Origin of the sequence: Cupriavidus sp. 30B13, assembly GCF_049059565.2 — a bacterium.
Classification (GTDB): Bacteria; Pseudomonadota; Gammaproteobacteria; order Burkholderiales; family Burkholderiaceae; genus Cupriavidus.
This window is the reverse complement of the sequence record NZ_CP188224.1, coordinates 824,252-842,876: the sequence shown is the minus strand read 5'-3', so window position 1 is coordinate 842,876 and position 18,625 is coordinate 824,252. Positions and strand designations below refer to the sequence as shown.

The 18,625-nt window shown below is 70.1% G+C and carries 14 protein-coding genes; 9 read left to right on the top strand and 5 right to left on the bottom strand.

What is annotated here, in order from left to right:
* The first annotated feature begins 66 nt into the window (after positions 1 to 66).
* The 3 genes from ACKI2N_RS23065 (at position 67) to ACKI2N_RS23055 (ending at position 3,058) form a co-directional block, all read left to right on the top strand.
* Complete coding sequence (locus tag ACKI2N_RS23065) at positions 67 to 960, top strand: LysR family transcriptional regulator (protein WP_420993071.1); 894 nt, start codon at positions 67 to 69, stop codon at positions 958 to 960.
* A 369-nt stretch (positions 961 to 1,329) separates the two neighbouring features.
* Complete coding sequence (locus tag ACKI2N_RS23060) at positions 1,330 to 1,632, top strand: hypothetical protein (RefSeq protein WP_420993070.1); 303 nt, start codon at positions 1,330 to 1,332, stop codon at positions 1,630 to 1,632.
* 151 nt (positions 1,633 to 1,783) lie between these two features.
* The gene (locus ACKI2N_RS23055; RefSeq protein WP_420993069.1) at positions 1,784 to 3,058 is read left to right on the top strand and encodes an acyltransferase family protein; all 1,275 of its coding nucleotides are present in this window, start codon (positions 1,784 to 1,786) and stop codon (positions 3,056 to 3,058) included.
* 31 nt (positions 3,059 to 3,089) lie between these two features.
* Here ACKI2N_RS23055 and ACKI2N_RS23050 read toward each other — a convergent pair whose 3' ends face one another.
* From ACKI2N_RS23050 to ACKI2N_RS23035, 4 genes are all read right to left on the bottom strand, one after another.
* Positions 3,090 to 4,328: an outer membrane beta-barrel protein gene (locus tag ACKI2N_RS23050; protein WP_420993068.1), complete on the bottom strand. Its 1,239-nt coding sequence runs from the start codon at positions 4,326 to 4,328 to the stop codon at positions 3,090 to 3,092.
* Positions 4,329 to 4,970: 642 nt separating this feature from the next.
* Positions 4,971 to 7,673 carry an alpha-ketoglutarate dehydrogenase gene (mdeB, locus tag ACKI2N_RS23045; protein WP_420993067.1) on the bottom strand — a complete coding sequence of 901 codons (2,703 nt, stop codon included), beginning with the start codon at positions 7,671 to 7,673 and terminating at the stop codon, positions 4,971 to 4,973.
* A gap of 292 nt (positions 7,674 to 7,965) precedes the next feature.
* The gene (locus tag ACKI2N_RS23040; protein WP_420993066.1) at positions 7,966 to 8,475 is read right to left on the bottom strand and encodes a hypothetical protein; all 510 of its coding nucleotides are present in this window, start codon (positions 8,473 to 8,475) and stop codon (positions 7,966 to 7,968) included.
* Positions 8,472 to 9,005, bottom strand: a complete 534-nt coding sequence (locus tag ACKI2N_RS23035) for a hypothetical protein (protein WP_420993065.1) — start codon at positions 9,003 to 9,005, stop codon at positions 8,472 to 8,474. The genes ACKI2N_RS23040 and ACKI2N_RS23035 overlap by 4 nt, the downstream gene beginning before the upstream one ends.
* Before the next feature lie 158 nt (positions 9,006 to 9,163).
* On the opposite strand from ACKI2N_RS23035, the gene ACKI2N_RS23030 reads away from it, so the two are divergent.
* Entirely contained in the window at positions 9,164 to 10,135 is a 972-nt protein-coding gene (locus ACKI2N_RS23030) for a 5'-nucleotidase (RefSeq protein ID WP_420993064.1), read from the top strand.
* Entirely contained in the window at positions 10,132 to 10,449 is a 318-nt protein-coding gene (locus ACKI2N_RS23025) for a YnfA family protein (RefSeq protein ID WP_420993063.1), read from the top strand. Before ACKI2N_RS23030 ends, ACKI2N_RS23025 begins: the two co-directional genes overlap by 4 nt.
* Before the next feature lie 145 nt (positions 10,450 to 10,594).
* Here the strand turns inward: ACKI2N_RS23025 and ACKI2N_RS23020 are convergent, their stop codons facing one another.
* A complete protein-coding gene (locus ACKI2N_RS23020; RefSeq protein WP_420993062.1) occupies positions 10,595 to 14,164 on the bottom strand; it encodes an indolepyruvate ferredoxin oxidoreductase family protein in 3,570 nt (1,189 codons plus the stop codon).
* Positions 14,165 to 14,305: 141 nt separating this feature from the next.
* Here ACKI2N_RS23020 and ACKI2N_RS23015 point away from each other — a divergent pair, with 141 nt between their 5' ends.
* The 4 genes from ACKI2N_RS23015 to ACKI2N_RS23000 all read left to right on the top strand — a co-directional run bounded on the left by ACKI2N_RS23015 (position 14,306) and on the right by ACKI2N_RS23000 (position 18,596).
* Complete coding sequence (locus ACKI2N_RS23015; RefSeq protein WP_420993061.1) at positions 14,306 to 15,253, top strand: LysR family transcriptional regulator; 948 nt, start codon at positions 14,306 to 14,308, stop codon at positions 15,251 to 15,253.
* A 249-nt stretch (positions 15,254 to 15,502) separates the two neighbouring features.
* Positions 15,503 to 17,023, top strand: coding sequence for an aldehyde dehydrogenase (gene adh, locus ACKI2N_RS23010; protein WP_420993060.1), 1,521 nt, complete (start codon positions 15,503 to 15,505; stop codon positions 17,021 to 17,023).
* 121 nt (positions 17,024 to 17,144) lie between these two features.
* Positions 17,145 to 18,176 (top strand): alcohol dehydrogenase AdhP, encoded by a 1,032-nt coding sequence (gene adhP, locus ACKI2N_RS23005; protein ID WP_420993059.1) that lies wholly within the window; start codon positions 17,145 to 17,147, stop codon positions 18,174 to 18,176.
* A 24-nt stretch (positions 18,177 to 18,200) separates the two neighbouring features.
* Complete coding sequence (locus ACKI2N_RS23000; RefSeq protein WP_420993058.1) at positions 18,201 to 18,596, top strand: DUF779 domain-containing protein; 396 nt, start codon at positions 18,201 to 18,203, stop codon at positions 18,594 to 18,596.
* Positions 18,597 to 18,625 lie beyond the last annotated feature (29 nt).

Genomic DNA, 18,625 nt, shown 5'->3' with positions numbered 1-18,625 from the left:
CATTCGCTTTTTTCATATCGCTTTTCTCATATTCCTCCCCGAGTCCCCGCCTACAGGAAGCCACCCGTGCCCATCGATATCCGTGCCCTGCGCTATTTCGTCGAGACCGTGCGCCTGCAGAGCTTCACCCAGGCGGCCGGCTCGCTGTACGTCACCCAGTCCACCATCAGCAAGATGGTGCGCCAGCTGGAGGACGAGGTCGGCCAGCCGCTGCTGATCCGCGAAGGCAAGCAGGTGCGCCTGACCGACGTGGGGCGCGTGGTCTACGAGCGCGGGCAGGAAGCGCTGGGCGTGGTGCACCGGCTCACGCTGGAGGTGGCCGACCTGTCGTCGCTGGGGCGCGGCCAGCTCACGGTGGGACTGCCGCCGATGGCCAACCTGTTCTTCACGCCGGCCGTGAGCGCCTTTCGCCAGCGCTACCCCAACCTGGAACTGAGCATGGCCGAGCACGGCGGCCACATGGTGGAGCAGCAGGTGGCCAGCGGCGAGCTGGAGGTGGGCGCGACCGTGCTGCCCGGCGACAGCGGGCTGGCGCTGGCCACGCGCGAGTTCGCCAAGTACCCGGTGTGGGTGGCCGGGCCGCGCAAGGCGAGCTGGGCGAAGAACAAGACCGTCAGCCTGGCGGCGCTGCGCGACGAGCCGCTGCTGCTGCTGACCGACGAGTTCTCGCTCACGCGCAAGCTGCGCGTGGCCTTCATGGAAGCCCGCGTCGAGCCGCGCGTGGTGGCGCAAAGCGGGCACTGGGACTTCCTCGCCTCGATGGCGGCCGCGGGCCTGGGCACCACCTTCCTGCCGCAGCCGCTGCTGGCCCGGCTCCAGCTCGACGACAAGCTCGCCGTGGCGCGCCTGGCCGAGCCGGCCATGGACTGGACGCTCGCGCACATCTGGTCGCCCGGGCGCTATCTCTCCCACGCGGCGCGCGCGTGGTTCGCGGTGTGCGAGGAAGTGCTGGGCGCCTGAGCGGCACGCATCCGCGCCCGTGCCGTCCGCCACGCCCGCGGGCCATGAAAAAAACGACTTCCAACCATAGTTTTAAATCGTTTCTGGAATCGACGGCCGGGGCCTACACTGCTTTTCGTCGGGCGCGGCATGCAGTCCCGGATCAACCCCCGGAGCCGCCGTGCCCGTCCGTGAAGACGAACCATCATGCAGAACCCAGTGACCGCGTACCTCCTCCCTGCTCTCACGCGGCCGCTTCTTTCCCGGCTGATGATTCACTAGCCGCAGGGGGCGGCCGACCCGCCGTCCCCTGACTTTTACGAGCCTGCCCGCCCCCTCCACCGCATGCGGCGCGCCGCGCGACGGCTCGACTACCCGGACAAACACATCATGAAAAAGATCGCTCTCGCCGGTGCCGGCCTGATGGCACTCTCCTGCTCGCTTTCGGCCCTGGCCGGCCCGGACTTCGCCGTCATCGAAAAGGCCCGTGAAGCCAAGCGCGCCCAGCAGCACGCCAGCGCCAGCCAGCCCCTGGCAGCGGCCACCACCACCCAGGCGTCGGTAACGCCGCGCGGCGTGGTCTACCAGCGCGAGGTAGCGGCCGTGCCGGCCAGGGACACCATCGGCCAGCAAGCCGTCCCCGCCAAGAACGCGGCCCAGCCGGAAACGGCCGCGAACGGCTCCAGGAGCTGAGTCCGCGCCTGCGCGAAGCCGGCCGGCCGACAACAGGGCCGGCCCGGCGCCATGCATCGTTGCACGGCGCACCGTGCGTTGAACTTGGCGGACGCTGCCTAGGGGACGCCGGTACACTCGTGCCGATACGGGAAACCTGGATGGGGCGTCAATGCGCAGCGAGTATCCCCGTTCACGGCCATCGGGCCCGGAGCACATCGGCGCCACTGCCACGGGCGCGCAGGCAGCGCCCGCCAGCAGCCTCGCGCATGGCCACCTCCGCCCGCTCGACGGCCTGCGCGGCATCGCCATCCTGCTGGTCTTCTTCCATCACTCGGTCGTGCCGGCCGCGCTGGGCGACACCGGAACCATCGGCCATCTCGCGGTCAAGCTGCTGGTGTCGGGATGGATCGGCGTGGACGTCTTCTTCGCGCTGTCCGGATTCCTGATCACCGGCATCCTGCTCGACGCGAAAGGCACGCCGCGGTACTTCGTCAATTTCTACGCCAAGCGCACGCTGCGGATCTTCCCGCTGTATTACTTTTTCCTGGTTTTGTTCTTTCTGGTCCTTCGGCCATTTCTGGCGGAAATCTACCAGCCCGGGCAAGCCTATGCGGACCTCTATCACGCGCAGGCCTGGTTCTGGAGCTACCTGCAGAACTGGTACTTCGCCAGGCTGCCGGAAGGGTCGCCCGTGCCGGTGACGCAACTGTGGTCGCTCGCCATCGAAGAACAGTTCTACCTGGCCTGGCCGGTGGTCGTGTTCCTGTGCCCCGCGCGGCGCGTGGCGATCCTCTCGCTCGCTCTGTGCGTGGCCTCGCCCGCGCTCAGGCTGGTGCTCATCAGCGACGGCTGGGACCAGATGGCGATCTATGTATCCACGCTCACCCACCTCGACCCGCTCCTGTTCGGCGCGCTCGTGGCGTCGTATGCGCGCAGCCGGGCTCCGCTGCCGACCGCCCGGCAGGTGCTGGGCGCGTTCGCGGTGCTGGCGGTCGCCGGCGCGGCACTGGTCGCCGTGCTGGACGGGGCGCTGAGGCGCAACGGGCTGGCGCTGCAGACGCTGGGGTTCAGCATCATCGGCGCCAGCTCCGCGCTGCTGATCGCGGCCACGCTGCTGCTCCCCGCGGGCGCCCGGCTGAACCGCTTTCTCGGCCATCCCTTGCTGACGATGTTCGGGAAATACAGCTATTCGCTCTACGTGTTCCACCCGCCCGTCCTGTATGCGATGGCATGGGTGTTCCGTACGCGGCTGCGGCTGCTGCCGGACGACGGCAGCGTCTTCTCGGCCGGATACCTGTGCTTCGTGCTGGTCTCGTTGCTGGCCTGCATGCTGGTCAGCCTTGCCACCTGGCATTTGTTCGAGGCAAGGCTGCTGGCGCTGAAGCGATACTTCGGCACGGCACCGGGGCCCCGCGCGCGCATGGCGCCGACCTCCGGCCGGTAACCGCGCAGCCCGCGGGGCGGCCCGGGGCGGCCTACAGCAGCACGCCGATCTCGCACAGGCCGCGGAGCTGCGCGCGGCGGTTGCCGTCGCTGCCGAAGGCCGCCCCTGGCGCGGTGCGGCGCGCGCCCACATAGGCGAACTCGGCGCGCGCGAAGAAGCGCTTGTACTGGTACGTGGGGGTCAGCGTGACCGACCACGCCTCGCTGCCCGGGCCATACAGGAGACTGGGCGCGCCGCCCGCCGCCGTGCCGGTCGAGGCGATGTACTCCAGCCGCGCCGGCAGCTTGAACCCAGGCAGCCGCAGGCCGGCGGGCGTGGCATCGGCGCCGAAGTCGTAGCTCATCAGCAGCGCGCCGCCGTAGGTCGAGGCGGCCTCGTTCGCGCCGTACCGGGGAAGCCTGGGCACGCGCGTGTACTGCAGGTAGGGCTGGAACGTCCATGCGCCCCGGGTGCGCGTGTAGATCAGGTTGTAGATCTGCTGGTTGTTCTGGTACAGCGGCGTGGCGGTGGCCGATACATCGGTATGGCTGGTGTTGGCGCCCGCGCTGAACGCGATGGTGCTGCTGCTGTCCAGCGCATAGCTGGCCAGACCGGAGACCCAGCTGTAGCGCCGGGAATAGAAACCGTCGTTCACCGATGCCGACAGGGTCAGCGGACCGGCGGCATAGTTGACCTGGATGCTGCGGTTCACCGCGTTCTCCTGGTTCCACAGCAGGCCGCGCTGGATGTTCATGTTCTGGAACGAGAAGGTGCTCTCCGCCCCGATCAGCGTGGGCAGTTTCCCGACCATCACCGACAGCGTGTCCGTGGGCGCGATCTTGAGATAGCCCTGGGCCAGCGGGCCGAACAAGGCCGGCGTGGCATCCGAGGCGCGCAGGTAAGGCACGCCGAGCGCCGGGAGCGAGTAATAGCCGGCCTGGACGAAGAACTGCAGCAAGCCATCGGCCTTGTTGACGAAGACCTGGGCGTTGCCGAGGTCGAACTGCCGGCTGCGGTCCGCCGGCAAGGCGTGGCTCTGCACCTGCCCGAGCCCGCTCAGCACGCCGCCCACGTACAACGGCCCGAGCGCTCCCGCGTCGAAACGCATGGGGGCCGCGCTCAGCGTGCCCGCCATGGCGGGCTGCGGCGCCGGCGCGGGCGCTTCCGGCCCGGGCTGCGGGCGGGCGTCGGCCGTTGCCTGCGGCGGCTGGTCCTGCGCCCATGCGGCAACGGGGCCGGCGCTCAATGCCGTCAGGACGGTGGCGACGCAGATGGGGACGTGTCTTTTCATCGGATGGGTTCCTTCGCTGGTCTGGCATGCCGCGTTGCAGGCTTGCACCACCGGAGCGAAGCCGGCCGCCGCGACACTGGAATACCGCACCGCCTTGGTGCGGCACCGGCTCGCCAGCAAAGAACGTGCCGCTGCGTGAGGCAAATGACCGCCATCCCGCCTCCCGCCTGGCGTTTGTTTTCCATGAAAAAAACGACTGATATATATAGTTTTATATCGTTATCCGAATCTCACGCGCAGGCATACACTGCCGTGCTTCAAGCGTGGCGCGTCGAATTTCAAACGCTGGATCGACCGGACGCAGCCACGCCGCCTCCGCCGGAGAAGACGCATCATGAAGACCGGATGGATACCCGGGTAGATGGTTGGCTCTGCGGCCGCGTGCTCCCTCTGCTCTGACGCGGCCGCATTTTTATCGGCTGGTTTTCCTCTGGCCGCGGGGAGCGGTCCCAAGCCCGCTCCCCGTTTTTTCTTCGCCACGGCATGCGCGACCTCATCGCGGCCGGCGGCTTCCCGGCCACGAAGACGCCGCACCGGACCAGGGCGCCTTGCACCAGGCGGGCGCCGCGCGGCGGACCGGCAAAGGCGGCGGGCGCCGGCGCGCCGGTCATGCTTTGCGCGCCGATGGCGCCGCGGCACGGCCTAGCGCAGCCAGGGCGCATCGTGGCCGTCGCCCGCGCCGTAGCGCGCCAGCGCCTGCGCATGCAGGGCCGGCGATATCGCCCGCAGCGCGGCCAGCGCCACGTGATGCCGGTCGACCTCGAAGAAGCTGCGCAGCGCGTCGCGCGTGTCGCTGCGCCCGAAACCGTCGGTGCCCAGCGCGGTGAACGGCGCATCCACATAAGAGGCGATCAGTTGCGCGCAGGCCCGCACGTAGTCCGTGGCGGCAATGACCGGCACGGTGCCGGGCAGGCAGCGCTGCACGTGGCTCTGCGCGTCGCCGCCGGCCGTGAACAGGTGGCTGCGCTCGCATTCGCGCGCGTCGCGGGCCAGCTCGGAGAAGCTGGTCACGCTCCAGATCTCGGAGCGGATGCCCCAGTCTTCGGCCAGCAGTTCCGCTGCGGCGATGACCTCGCGCAGGATGGGGCCGGAGCCGAGCAGCCGCACGGCCGCGCCCGCATCGGGAGCACCGGGAGCACCGGCGGCATCGCCGCCGGCCGGCCCGCGCGTGCCGAAGCGGTACATGCCCTTGATGACGCCCTCGTGCGCGTGCGCCGGCAGCGGCGCCTGCGCGTAGTTCTCGTTGTTGACGGTCAGGTAATAGAACTCGTCGTGCTGCTCTTCGAGCATGCGGCGCGCGCCGTGGTCGATGATGACGGCGGCCTCGCTGGCGAAGGCGGGGTCGTAGGCGCGGCAGTTCGGCACGGTGGAGGCGATCAGCTGGCTGGTGCCGTCCTGGTGCTGCAGGCCTTCGCCGGCCAGCGTGGTGCGCCCGGCGGTGGCGCCGATCAGGAAGCCGCGCGCGCGCTGGTCGGCCGCGGCCCAGATCAGGTCCCCCACGCGCTGGAAACCGAACATCGAGTAGTAGATGTAGAACGGCAGCATGGCCACGCCGTTCACGCTGTACGAGGTGGCCGCCGCGGTCCAGGACGCCAGCGCCCCGGCTTCGGTGATGCCTTCCTCGAGCAGCTGGCCTTGCCGGCTTTCCTTGTAGTACAGCATCGAGCCGGCGTCTTCCGGCTCGTAGAGCTGGCCCGTCGGCGCGTAGATGCCGATCTGGCGGAACAGGTTGGCCATGCCGAAGGTGCGCGCCTCGTCGGCCACGATGGGCACCACGCGCGGGCCCACCTCGCGGTCCTTGATGAGGTTGGTGAACAGCCGCACCACGGCGGTGGTGGTGGAGACCGCGCGCTCGTCCGGCTCCATGGCGAAGCGGGCGTACTGCATCAGCGCCGGCATGCGCAGCGCGCTCGCGTGGCGGCTGCGCGCCGGCAGGTAGCCGCCGAGCGCGCGGCGGCGCGCGTGCAGGTAGGCCATCTCGGCGCTGTCCTCGGCGGGCTTGTAGAAGCGCAGCGCCTCCACCGCGGCATCGTCCAGCGGCAGCTTGAAGCGGTCGCGGAAGGCGCGCAGCGCGTCCACGTCGAGCTTTTTCTGCTGGTGGGCGGTCATGCGCGATTCGCCGGCCTCGCCCATGCCGAAGCCCTTCTTGGTCTTGGCCAGGATCACGGTGGGCGCGCCGGCATGCTCCTGCGCGGCGCGGAAGGCCGCGTAGAGCTTGCGGAAGTCGTGCCCGCCGCGGCGCAGCGCGTCGATGTCGGCGCTGCTCATGCCGGCGGCCAGCGCCTTGAGTTCGGGGTCGCGGTTGAAGAAGTTGGCGAGGTTGTAGTCGCCGTCCTTGGCGCCGAGGTTCTGGTACTCGCCGTCCACCATCGCGGCGAAGCGGCGCAGCAGCGCGTGGCCGGTGTCGCGCGCGAACAGGGTGTCCCACTCCGAGCCCCACACCACCTTGACGACGTTCCAGCCGGCGCCGGCGAACAGCGCCTCCAGCTCGTTGATGACCTGGCCGTTGCCGCGCACCGGGCCGTCCAGCCGCTGCAGGTTGCAGTTGATGACGAAGGTCAGGTTGTCGAGCTGCTCGCGCGCGGCCAGCGAGAGCGCGGCCAGCGATTCCGGCTCGTCCATCTCGCCGTCGCCGAACACGCCCCACACGCGGCGCCCGGCCGTCTCGGCGATGCCGCGATGGGCCAGGTAGCGCAGGAAGCGCGCCTGGTAGATCGCGCTGATGGGGCCGATGCCCATCGAGCCGGTCGGGAACTGCCAGAAATCCGGCATCAGCCAGGGATGGGGATAGGAGCACAGGCCGCCGCCGTCCACCTCCTGCCGGTAGTTGGCGAGCTGGCTCTCCGACAGCCGCCCCTCGAGGAAGGCGCGCGCGTAGACGCCCGGCGCCGAGTGCGGCTGGAAGTAGACCAGGTCGCCCTTGCGCTCGCCCTCGTCGGCGCGGAAGAAGTGGTTGAAGCCCACTTCGAAGATTTCCGCCGCCGAGGCGTAGCTGGACAGGTGGCCGCCCAGTTCGCCGTAGGCCTTGTTGGCGCGCACCACCATCGCCAGCGCGTTCCAGCGGATGATCGAGGTCAGGCGCTGCTCCATGTCGAGGTCGCCGGGGTAGCGCGGCTGCTCGCCCACGCCGATGGTGTTCTGGTAGGCCGAGTACGGATGCGCGCGGCGGCCCAGGCCGAGATGGCTGGCATGCTCGGCCAGCCGCTCGAGCAGGAAACGCGCGCGCGGCGCGCCCTCGGCGCGGACCACGCCGGCGAGGGCGTCGAGCCATTCCCGGGTTTCTTCGCGGTCGGTGTCCTCGCCGTGGGCAAGATCGTTGGCTGCGGCTTGGTGCGGGGCGTGCATGGCTGTGTCTCCGTGGGCGGTTCCGTGGCGGGCGACGGCGTCGAGGATGGCGCATCGCCCCGGCGCGGGCCGCCCTTCCGGCAAGGTCCGGGAGGCCGCGCATGCAGGATTTCATTGTAGGGAGAGGGGTGCCGCAGAAGCTGCCGAATTCGGGCATCCGGCGGTCCGCGCGCAGCGGAACATGCTGCCAAGTGGCGCAGTCCCGCCATGCTTGTGCCGCGAAGCCGGTGAATTCCGGAATGACGTGCCGCGGCCTGCGGCGGGGGCCGTGCCGGTGGCGCGGCCGGTCCGGCTATTGCAGGTTGCCCCAGCGCGGCGCCGCCGGCTCGGCCGCGGCCCATTTCCAGCCGCCCGCCTGCTTGCAGGCGGTGGTCAGGAACCAGCTGCGCTGCCGCTTGCCGTCGTCGTCCACCGAGAACAGCGCCTCGCGGCATTCGGCCAGCGGCGTGCGGATGACGCGCACCACGCGCACCCAGCCGTGCTGGTTGCCGTAGGGAATGGGATGGCGGATTTCCCAGCGCTGCTGCTCGTCGACCGGCATGGCGCCGATGGTGGCGGCGATGCTGTCCTGCTCGGCGCGCTGCCAGTTGCGGAACACGTACTTGGCGCCGGCATCCGCCGCCGCGGCCACGCCGATGCCCACGCTGGCGCCGATGGCCGGGTTGCCGGTGACGGCGCCGGTGGCCACGCCGGCCACCGCGCCGGTGAGGTCGCCCACCGAGGCGCAGCCGCTGGCCAGCGCCGCGGCCAGCAGCGCGGCCAGGGCGGGAGCCGGGGCCCGCAGCCGTTGCCGGCCGCTCATTGCAGCGAGCCCCAGCGCTCGGTGGCCGGCTCGGCGGTGGCCCACTTCCAGTTCTGGCCGTCGCGGCAGATCGCCGCGATATAGAAGGCGCTCGGCTTGCCCTCCTCGTCCACCGAGAACAGGATTTCCTTGCACGGCAGCGACTTGCCGCCGATCTCGCGGCTGACGGTGACGCGGCCGTGCTCGGCCGGCTCCAGCGGCACCGCGTGGTCGGTCTTCCAGTCGGCCACGGCATCCACCGCGAGGCCGCCGGCGGCCTGGGCGATGCGGTCCTGCGCGGCGGCATGGACGCGCCGCTGGCTGTATTGCAGGGCCGCCCTGGCGCCGGCCTGCACGCCCAGGCCGATGCCGGTGGCGACGGCGGCGTTGTCGGTCACCGCGCCGGCCACGGCGGCGCCGGCAATGCCCGCGCCGGCGGCCGTGCCCTCGTTGAGCAGGGAGCTGCAGCCGGCGGCGGACAGGCACAGCGCGGCGGCGGACAGCACGGCCACGGCGCGCGAAGTGTGCAAGGGAAGATCGGAACGATTCATGGCAGCGGCAGACCGGCGCCTTGACCGGCGCGTTCGCAAATGCGGGCGAGGATACCCGCGCGGGATGCGGCGGCCAAGCAAGAAAGTGTCAAAGTTTGTAAACAGCGGCACCGGGCAGGCGTTCGCCGCCCGGCCTTGCTGCCCTTATACTCGCGCCCATGGCCTACGATCTCACCGACAAACTCGTCATCGGCATCTCGTCCCGGGCGTTGTTCGACCTCGAGCACGAGAACGGCATCTACCAGTCCCAGGGCGTGGCGGCCTACGCCGCCTACCAGCGCGAAAACGAGGACCAGCCCCTGCTGCCGGGCACGGCCTTCCCGCTGGTGCAGGCCCTGCTCGGCCTCAACAGCCTGATCCCCGGGCGGCGCCTGGTGGAGGTGGTGGTGATCTCGCGCAATTCGCCCGATACCGGGTTGCGCGCCTTCAACGCCATCGAGACCCACCGGCTGGACATCACGCGCGCGGCGTTCACCGGCGGCGAGCCGATCGCGCGCTACCTGAAGGCCTTCAAGGTCGACCTGTTCCTGTCGCGCGAGGCCGCCGACGTGCAGGCCGCCATCGACGGCGGCGTGGCCGCGGCGCAGCTGTACGAGGCGCCCGCCGACTACCGCGCGGCGGCCGGCCAGATCCGCATCGCCTTCGACGGCGACGCCGTGCTGTTCTCGCCCGAGTCCGAGCAGATCTACAAGGAAAAGGGACTGGAGGCCTTCATCAAGAACGAAAGGCGCCACCGCCACAAGGCCATGGCCGAAGGCCCGTTCGCCAAGCTGCTGCTGCGCCTGGCCGAGGTCCAGGCGCATTTCCCGCCCGGCCAGAGCCCGGTGCGCATCGCCATCGTGACCGCGCGCAACAGCCCCGCCCACACGCGCGTGGTGCACACGCTGCGCGCCTGGAACGTCAGCATCGACGCCGCCTTCTTCCTCGGCGGCCTGCCCAAGGACCAGGTGCTGCAGGCCTTCGGCGCGCATATGTTCTTCGATGACCAGGAAGGCCACGTGGAGCTGGCCTCCGCGGTGGTGCCGTCCGGGCGCGTGCCTTACCAGGGCGGCGAGCTGGGCGGCGGCAAGCCGCGCCGGCGGAGCAGGAAAGCGCCCGCCGCCGCGCCGGCGGAGGAACCCGCGGCGTGAAGATCTTCGGCCTCTACCTGATTACCGCCTGCGCGGAAATCCTGGGCTGCTACCTGCCCTACCTGTGGCTGCGCCAGAACGCCAGCGCCTGGGTGCTGGTGCCGGGCGCGCTCTCGCTGGCGCTGTTCGCGTGGCTGCTGACGCTGCATCCGGATGCATCCGGGCGGGTCTACGCGGCTTATGGCGGGGTCTATATCGCGGTGGCGATCGCCTGGCTGTGGCTGGTCGACGGCGTGCGGCCCACGCCGTGGGATTTGGTTGGGGTGGCGGTGGCGATGGCGGGGATGGCGGTGATTGTGTGGCAGCCGCGGTGAGTGATCGGGCCGGGATGGTTTGAGCGGTGGCGCTGTTTGCGGGCGCCGGCCGTCTCCCCCGGCCCTTCTCCCGCGGGCGGGAGAGGGGAGCAAACCCGGGCAATGAACAAAGCCCTGGCTGCGCCCACACCGCCCGAGCCAGCCCTCAAGCCGCCACCCGCGCCCCGCCCTCCCGGTATTGCGCCAGCAACTGCGCGCGCCGCGCCGCCGCCTTCTCCATATTGGCTTCCTTGACGTGCCCGAAGCCGCGGATGTCGTCCGGCAGGCCGGCCAGCGCCACGGCCGTGTCGAGCCGCGCGGCGTCCAGCGTGGCGCAGAACTCTTCCACCATCGCGATGTAATCCTCGATCAGCTTGCGCTCGGCGCGCCGCTCGGCGGTCTTGCCGAACACGTCGAACGCGGTGCCGCGCAAGCCGCGGGCGCGCGCCAGCAGACGGAACGCGCCGAGCATGGCCGGGCCGAAGCGGCGCTTGACCAGATGGCCCCTCGCATCGCGCCTGGCCAGCAGCGGCGGCGCGAGGTGGAAGCCGAGCTGGTAGTCGCGGCCGGGCTCGCCTTCGAACTGGGCGCGCAGCTTGTCGAGGAACGCGGGGTCGGCGTACAGGCGCGCGACCTCGTATTCGTCCTTGTAGGCCATCAGCCTGGCGAGGTTGCGCGCCACCGCTTCGGTCAGCGGCAGGCGGGTGCCGGCGCCGAGCGCCTTCTCGGCATTGCGCACGCGTTCCACCACGGCGCCGTAGCGGGCGGCGTAGGCGGCGTTCTGGTAGGCGGTGAGCAGCGCCTCGCGCTGGCGGATCACGCTGTCGAGCGTTTCCGGCATCGCCACCACCTGCGCGCGCGCGGCCGGCTGGAGCCGGGCGCTCAGCGCGGCTTCGCCGTGATGGGCGAGGTAGCGGCCCCAGTCGAACGCGAGCAGGTTCTTCTCCACCGCCACGCCGTTGAGCTCGATCGCGCGCGCCAGGCTCTCGCGGCGCAGCGGGATCCAGCCTTTCTGCCAGGCAAAGCCGAGCAGCAGCGGGTTGGAGTAGATCGAGTCGGCCAGCAGCGTGACGGCCCAGGCGTTGGCGTCGATGAAGGCGCAGGCGTCGCCCACGCTGGCGCGCAGGTCCTGCTCGGCCGAGGCGCCGGGGAATTTCCACTTCGGGTTGTGGATGAATTCCGCGGTGGGCGTGTTGGCGCTGTTGATGGCGGCCGCCGTCACGCCGGTGCGGGTCTTGGACAGGACCTCGGGCGAGGCCGAGACGATGGCGTCGCAGCCGATCACCAGCCGCGCCTCGCCCATGGCGATGCGGGTAGCGTGCAGCGCGGCCGGCGTGGGCGCGATCTGCACGTGGCTGATCACGGCGCCGCCCTTCTGCGCCAGGCCCGCCATGTCGAGCACGGTCACGCCCTTGTTTTCCAGGTGCGCCGCCATGCCGAGCAGGCCGCCGATGGTGACCACGCCGGTGCCGCCCACGCCGGTCACCAGCACGCCGTAGGCGCGTTCCAGCGCCGGCAGCGCGGGCTGCGGCAGCGCGGAGAAATCGGCGCCGGCGCCCTTGCCGCCCGCGGCGGCCGGCTTCTTGAGCTGCGCGCCTTCGGCGGTGACGAAGCTCGGGCAAAAGCCGTTGACGCAGGAGAAGTCCTTGTTGCACGACGACTGGTTGATCTTGCGCTTGGTGCCGAGCGGCGTTTCCAGCGGCTCCACCGACAGGCAGTTGGACTTCACCGAGCAGTCTCCGCAGCCTTCGCACACCGCGTCGTTGATGAAGGCGCGCCGGGCCGGGTCCGGATAGGTGCCGCGCTTGCGGCGGCGGCGCTTCTCGGTGGCGCAGGTCTGGTCGTAGATCAGCACGGTGACGCCGGCGGTGTCGCGCAGCTGCAGCTGGATCTCGTCGAGCCGGTCGCGGTGATGCACGGCCACGCCGCCGGGCAGCATGCCGCCGTCGCCGTACTTCTCCGGCTCGTCGGTCACCACCACGATCTTGCTGGCGCCTTCGGCCAGCACCTGGTGGGCGATCTGCGGCACCGTCAGCACGCCGTCGACGGGCTGCCCGCCGGTCATGGCCACGGCGTCGTTGAACAGGATCTTGTAGGTGATGTTGGCCCTGGCCGCGATCGACGCGCGCACGGCCAGCAGGCCGGAGTGGAAGTAGGTGCCGTCGCCGAGGTTGACGAACACGTGCTTCTCGCCGGTGAAGTGCATCTGCCCGGTCCACGCCACGCCTTCGCCGCCCATCTGGCTGAAGGTGTCGGTATTGCGGTCCATCCACAGCGTCATGTAGTGGCAGCCGATGCCGGCCATCGCGCGCGAGCCCTCGGGCACGCGGGTGGAGGTGTTGTGCGGGCAGCCCGAGCAGAACCACGGCTTGCGCTCCACCGCGATGCGCGGGCGCGCGGCCTCGCGCTCCTTGGCCTCGATCAGCGCCACGCGCGCGGCGATGCGCGCGCGCACGTCGGCCGGCAGCGCGGTCTTTTCCAGGCGGGTGGCGATGGCCTTGGCGATCAGCGCCGGCGACAGCTCATAGTGCGCGGGCAGCAGCCAGTTGCCGCGCGGCACCGACCATTCGCCGCCGTGGTTGCCGCGCTCGTCGAATTTGCCGTAGACCTTGGGGCGCACGTCCTCGCGCCAGTTGTAGAGTTCTTCCTTGAGCGCGTATTCGAGGATCTGGCGCTTCTCCTCCACCACCAGGATTTCTTCCAGGCCGGTGGCGAACTCGCGCGCGTCCTGCGCGTCGAGCGGCCACACGCAGCCCACCTTGAGCACGCGGATGCCGATGCGGCGGCAGGTGTCGTCGTCCAGGCCCAGGTCGGCCAGCGCCTGGCGCACGTCGAGGTAGGCCTTGCCGGCGGTCATGATGCCGAAGCGCGCATCGGGCGAATCGAGCACCACGCGGTTGAGCTTGTTGGCGCGCACGTAGGCCAGCGCCGCGTACCACTTGTGGTCCAGCAGGCGCGCTTCCTGCACCAGCGGCGGGTCGGGCCAGCGGATGTTGAGGCCGTCCGGCGGCATGGCGAAGTCCTCCGGCAGCCGGATCCGCACGCGGTCCGGGTCGATCTCCACCGAGGCGTTGGACTCCACCACGTCGGTCACGCATTTCATCGACACCCACAGGCCGGAGTAGCGGCTCATGGCCCAGCCGTGCAGGCCGTAGTCGAGGTATTCCTGCACGTCGGACGGGTACAGCACCGGGATGCCGGAGGCCATCAGCACGTGCTCGGACTGGTGCGCCACGGTGGACGACTTGGCCGCGTGGTCGTCGCCGGCCAGCAGCAGCACGCCGCCGTGCCTGGACGAGCCGGCCGAGTTGGCGTGCTTGAGCACGTCGATGGAGCGGTCCACGCCCGGGCCCTTGCCGTACCACATGGCGAACACGCCGTCGCGGGTGGCGCCGGGGAACAGGTTGACCTGCTGCGAGCCCCACACCGCGGTGGCGGCCAGGTCTTCGTTGACGCCGGGCTGGAACACCACGTCGCTGGCGGCCAGGTGTCGCTTGGCTTTCCACAGCGCCTGGTCCACGCCGCCCAGCGGCGAGCCGCGGTAGCCGGAAATGAAGCCGGCGGTGTTGAGGCCGGCGGCGCGGTCGCGCGCCTTCTGCAGCATGGGCAGGCGCACCAGCGCCTGGGTGCCGCTCAGGTAAACCCTGCCCTTCTCCAGCGTGTACTTGTCGTCAAGCGAAACCGTTTCCAGGGAGGCCAGCTCGGCTTGCTGGGCGGGGGATAGGGGTGCATTCATCGATGCTGTCTCCGTGTGCGCTCTGTGGGGCTGCGCTGAGTGTAGGAAGGCCGTCCGATATCGTAAAATCAAGAATTCAGAGAACAGGTATGCGCTAAACGGATAGCAAGCGTTTACCCTGTAGCCGCCCAGGAACGCCCCATGCCGAACCGACGCACCAGCAGACAAGACAGCGCGCCGCGCCTTGCCAAGGAAATCACGCTGCGGCAGTTCCGCTACTTCGCCGCGGCGGCCGAGACCGGACAGTTCTCGATGGCGGCCACCGCCCAGCACGTGTCGCAATCGGCCATCACCAACGCGGTGCTGGTGCTGGAGCAGCAGCTCGGCGTGCGCCTGTTCGACCGCCTGCCGCACGGCGTGACGCTGACCGCCGAAGGCCACCGCCTCTACCGGCGCGCGCGCGAGATCCTGGACGCGGTGGAGGACACCCTGCGCGAGCCGCGCTTCCAGGCCCACAACCTGCGCGGCAAGGTGCGGCTGGCGGCGTCCTACACCGTGCTGGGCTACCTGCTGCCGGGGCTGCTGGCGCGCTTTCGCACCAACTACCCGGACATCGACTTCGACCTGCACGACATGGACCGCGAGGGCATCGAGCAGGGCGTGCTGAGCGGCGACATCGAACTGGGCATCTGCCTGCTGTCCAATATCGAGAAGCTGCAGCGCTTCGCCCACCACACGCTGATCCGCTCGCGGCGGCAGCTGTGGGCCTCGCCCTCGCATCCGCTGCTGGCGCTGCCGCGCCTGACGCTCAAGGACATCGCGGCCCATCCTTACATCCTGATCACCGTCGACGAAAGCGAGCGCGCCACCATGCGCTACTGGCGCGGCAGGCGGCTGGCGCCGTCGGTCGCGTTCCGCACCAGTTCGATGGAGGCGCTGCGCGGGCTGGTGGCGCACGGCTTCGGCGTGACCGTGCTGTCCGACATGGTGTACCGGCCGTGGTCGCTCGAAGGCCGCCAGATCGAGGCGCGGCCGATCGCCGACGGCGTGCCCGACATGGAGGTCGGCCTGCTGTGGCAGCCCGGCCGCACGCTCGACAAGCCGGCCGACGCGCTGCGCGAATTCCTGATCCACGCCAGCGGCAGCTAGTCCTTCCCGTTGTGCCGCTGGCGTGCCACGCTGGCACACGCTGTTCCAGATTGGCACACCGGTGCGCGCCGTGCCGCCCGGCGCGCGCCGCCGCGCGCCCGTGTTTGCGCGCCCCGTGCCGCCGCGATGCCGCTGCCGCGCCGCAGCATGCGGCGGGCATGCCTCTTGCGGATATGGCAGCGTGCGCGCGGCCTCGCCGCACGGCGGCTGTCGCCCGACAGCGGACCACACCAAAGAACGGAGCGAGACATGGACATGGCGGAAATCGCCCAGCTGGGCGTTGCGAATCCCTACAAGGACCAGTACGAGAACTACATCGGCGGCGCCTGGGTGGCCCCGGTCGACGGCCAGTACTTCGAAGCGATCACGCCGGTCACCGGCAAGCCGTTCACGCGCGTGCCGCGCTCCAACCAGAAGGACATCGACGCCGCGCTCGACGCCGCCCACCGCGCCAAGGCGGCCTGGGGCCGCACCTCCGCCACCGAGCGCGCCAACATCCTCAACCGCATCGCCGACCGCATCGAGGCCAACCTCGTCACGCTGGCGGTGGCCGAGACCATCGACAACGGCAAGCCCATCCGCGAGACCACCGCGGCCGACCTGCCGCTGGCGGTGGACCACTTCCGCTACTTCGCCGGCTGCATCCGCGCGCAGGAAGGCGGCATTTCCGAGATCGACCACGACACCGTGGCCTATCACTTCCACGAGCCGCTGGGCGTGGTCGGCCAGATCATCCCGTGGAACTTCCCGCTGCTGATGGCCACCTGGAAGCTCGCGCCGGCGCTGGCCGCCGGCAACTGCGTGGTGCTCAAGCCGGCCGAGCAGACCCCGGCCTCGATCCTGGTGCTGATGGAGCTGATCGGCGACCTGCTGCCGCCGGGCGTGCTCAACGTGGTCAACGGCTTCGGCCTGGAGGCGGGCAAGCCGCTCGCGTCCAGCCCGCGCATCAACAAGATCGCCTTCACCGGCGAGACCACCACCGGGCGGCTGATCATGCAGTACGCCTCGCAGAACATCATCCCGGTGACGCTGGAGCTGGGCGGCAAGTCGCCCAACATCTTCTTCGAAGACGTGATGGCCGCCGACGACGCCTTCTTCGACAAGGCGCTGGAAGGCTTCGCCATGTTCGCGCTGAACCAGGGCGAAGTCTGCACCTGCCCGTCGCGCGCGCTGATCCAGGAATCCATCTACGAACGCTTCATGGAGCGCGCGCTCAAGCGCGTGGCGGCGATCAAGCAGGGCCACCCGCTCGACAAGGCCACCATGATCGGCGCGCAGGCGTCGCAGGAGCAACTGGAGAAGATCCTCTCGTACCTCGACCTGGGCAAGCAGGAAGGCGCGCAATGCCTGATCGGCGGCGAGCGCAACGCGCTGGGCGGCGACCTGTCCACCGGCTACTACGTCAAGCCCACGGTCTTCGCCGGCCACAACAAGATGCGCATCTTCCAGGAAGAGATCTTCGGCCCGGTGGTCTCGGTGACCACCTTCAAGGACGAGGACGAGGCGCTGGAGATCGCCAACGACACGCTCTACGGCCTCGGCGCCGGCGTGTGGAGCCGCGACGGCGCGCGCGCGTTCCGCATGGGCCGCGGCATCCAGGCCGGACGCGTGTGGACCAACTGCTACCACGCGTATCCGGCGCACGCGGCGTTCGGCGGCTACAAGCAATCCGGCATCGGACGGGAGAACCACCGCATGATGCTGGACCACTACCAGCAGACCAAGAACCTGCTGGTGAGCTACAGCCCCAACGCTCTCGGCTTCTTTTGATCCAGCGCAAACATGCGCGCGCGGGCCGCTGGTGCAGGGCGGCCCGCACGCGCATGATCGGAATCGCGCCCGCCGCGCGGCGGGCGCCTCCGCCAACTGAATCAGCATCAGGAGTCGACACATGACAGCAATGATGAAAGCCGCCGTGGTGCGCGAATTCGGCGCCCCGCTCACGATCGACGAGGTCCCCGTGCCCGAGCCCGGGCGCGGCCAGATCCAGGTCAAGATCGCCGCCTCCGGGGTCTGCCACACCGACCTGCACGCCGCCGAGGGCGACTGGCCCGTCAAGCCCACCCTGCCCTTCATTCCCGGCCACGAAGGCGTGGGCTACGTCTCCGCCGTGGGCGCCGGCGTCACGCGCGTGAAAGAAGGCGACCGTGTCGGCGTGCCGTGGCTGTACAGCGCCTGCGGCTATTGCGAGCATTGCCTGCAGGGCTGGGAAACCCTGTGCGAGAAGCAGCAGAACACCGGCTATTCCGTCAACGGCGGTTATGGCGAATACGTGGTGGCCGATCCCAACTACGTGGGCCTGCTGCCCGACAGCGTGGGCTTCGTCGAGATCGCGCCGATCCTGTGCGCCGGCGTGACGGTCTACAAGGGCCTCAAGGTCACCGACACGCGCCCGGGGCAATGGGTGGCGATCTCCGGCATCGGCGGCCTCGGCCACGTGGCCGTGCAGTACGCGCGCGCCATGGGCATGCGCGTGGCGGCCGTGGACATCGACGACAAGAAGCTCGAGCTGGCCCGCAAGCTCGGCGCCGAAGTCACCGTCAACGCGCGCACCACCGACCCGGTGGCCTACCTGCAGAAGGAAATCGGCGGCGCGCACGGCGCGCTGGTCACCGCGGTCTCGCCCAAGGCATTCGGCCAGGCCATCGGCATGGTGCGGCGCGGCGGCACCATCGCGCTCAACGGCCTGCCGCCGGGCGACTTCCCCACGCCGATCTTCGACGTGGTGCTCAAGGGCATCACCATCCGCGGCTCCATCGTCGGCACCCGCAGCGACCTGCAGGAATCGCTGGACTTCGCCGCGCACGGCGCGGTCAAGGCCACGGTTTCCACCGCGCCGCTGGAGAAGATCAACGATATCTTCGCGCGCATGCGCGCCGGCGATATCGAAGGCCGCGTGGTGATGGATTTCGCGGGAAGCTGAACCTCTCGCAAGGAGCGCCCCCAAATGTCCGACACCACACCCGCCGGCGCCGTGCAGCGCGTGATCGCCACGCCTGCCGCGCTGGCGCTGATCGAGCGCCTGCGCGCGCAGCACGGCGAACTGATGTTCCACCAGTCCGGCGGCTGCTGCGACGGCAGCGCGCCGATGTGCTACCCGGCCGGCGAGCTGATCATCGGCGAGGCCGACGTCCGCCTGGGCGAGATCGGCGGCACGCCGTTCTACATGACGCGCGCGCAGTTCGAGTACTGGCAGCACACGCGGCTGGTGATCGACGTGGTGCCCGGCTCGGGCGGCATGTTCTCGCTGGAAGGGCCGACCGGCCTGCGCTTCCTGACGCGCTCGGAACTGTTCAGCGACGAGGAGGCGGCGCGGCTGGCGCGGCACGATCCGGCGGGCTGAGCCCGGGCGCCGCTTCCCCTGCCCTTTCG

What these genes read in the sequence shown, in the direction of transcription:
- ACKI2N_RS23060 (WP_420993070.1), top strand. Translation starts at nt 1,330, where the DNA reads ATGAAAAAGATCGCTCTCGCCGGTGCCGGCCTGATGGCACTCTCCTGC.
- ACKI2N_RS23055 (WP_420993069.1), top strand. Translation starts at nt 1,784, where the DNA reads ATGCGCAGCGAGTATCCCCGTTCACGGCCATCGGGCCCGGAGCACATC.
- ACKI2N_RS23050 (WP_420993068.1), bottom strand. Translation starts at nt 4,328, where the DNA reads ATGAAAAGACACGTCCCCATCTGCGTCGCCACCGTCCTGACGGCATTG.
- mdeB (WP_420993067.1), bottom strand. Translation starts at nt 7,673, where the DNA reads ATGCACGCCCCGCACCAAGCCGCAGCCAACGATCTTGCCCACGGCGAG.
- ACKI2N_RS23040 (WP_420993066.1), bottom strand. Translation starts at nt 8,475, where the DNA reads ATGAGCGGCCGGCAACGGCTGCGGGCCCCGGCTCCCGCCCTGGCCGCG.
- ACKI2N_RS23035 (WP_420993065.1), bottom strand. Translation starts at nt 9,005, where the DNA reads ATGAATCGTTCCGATCTTCCCTTGCACACTTCGCGCGCCGTGGCCGTG.
- ACKI2N_RS23030 (WP_420993064.1), top strand. Translation starts at nt 9,164, where the DNA reads ATGGCCTACGATCTCACCGACAAACTCGTCATCGGCATCTCGTCCCGG.
- ACKI2N_RS23020 (WP_420993062.1), bottom strand. Translation starts at nt 14,164, where the DNA reads ATGAATGCACCCCTATCCCCCGCCCAGCAAGCCGAGCTGGCCTCCCTG.
- ACKI2N_RS23015 (WP_420993061.1), top strand. Translation starts at nt 14,306, where the DNA reads ATGCCGAACCGACGCACCAGCAGACAAGACAGCGCGCCGCGCCTTGCC.
- adh (WP_420993060.1), top strand. Translation starts at nt 15,503, where the DNA reads ATGGACATGGCGGAAATCGCCCAGCTGGGCGTTGCGAATCCCTACAAG.
- adhP (WP_420993059.1), top strand. Translation starts at nt 17,145, where the DNA reads ATGACAGCAATGATGAAAGCCGCCGTGGTGCGCGAATTCGGCGCCCCG.
- ACKI2N_RS23000 (WP_420993058.1), top strand. Translation starts at nt 18,201, where the DNA reads ATGTCCGACACCACACCCGCCGGCGCCGTGCAGCGCGTGATCGCCACG.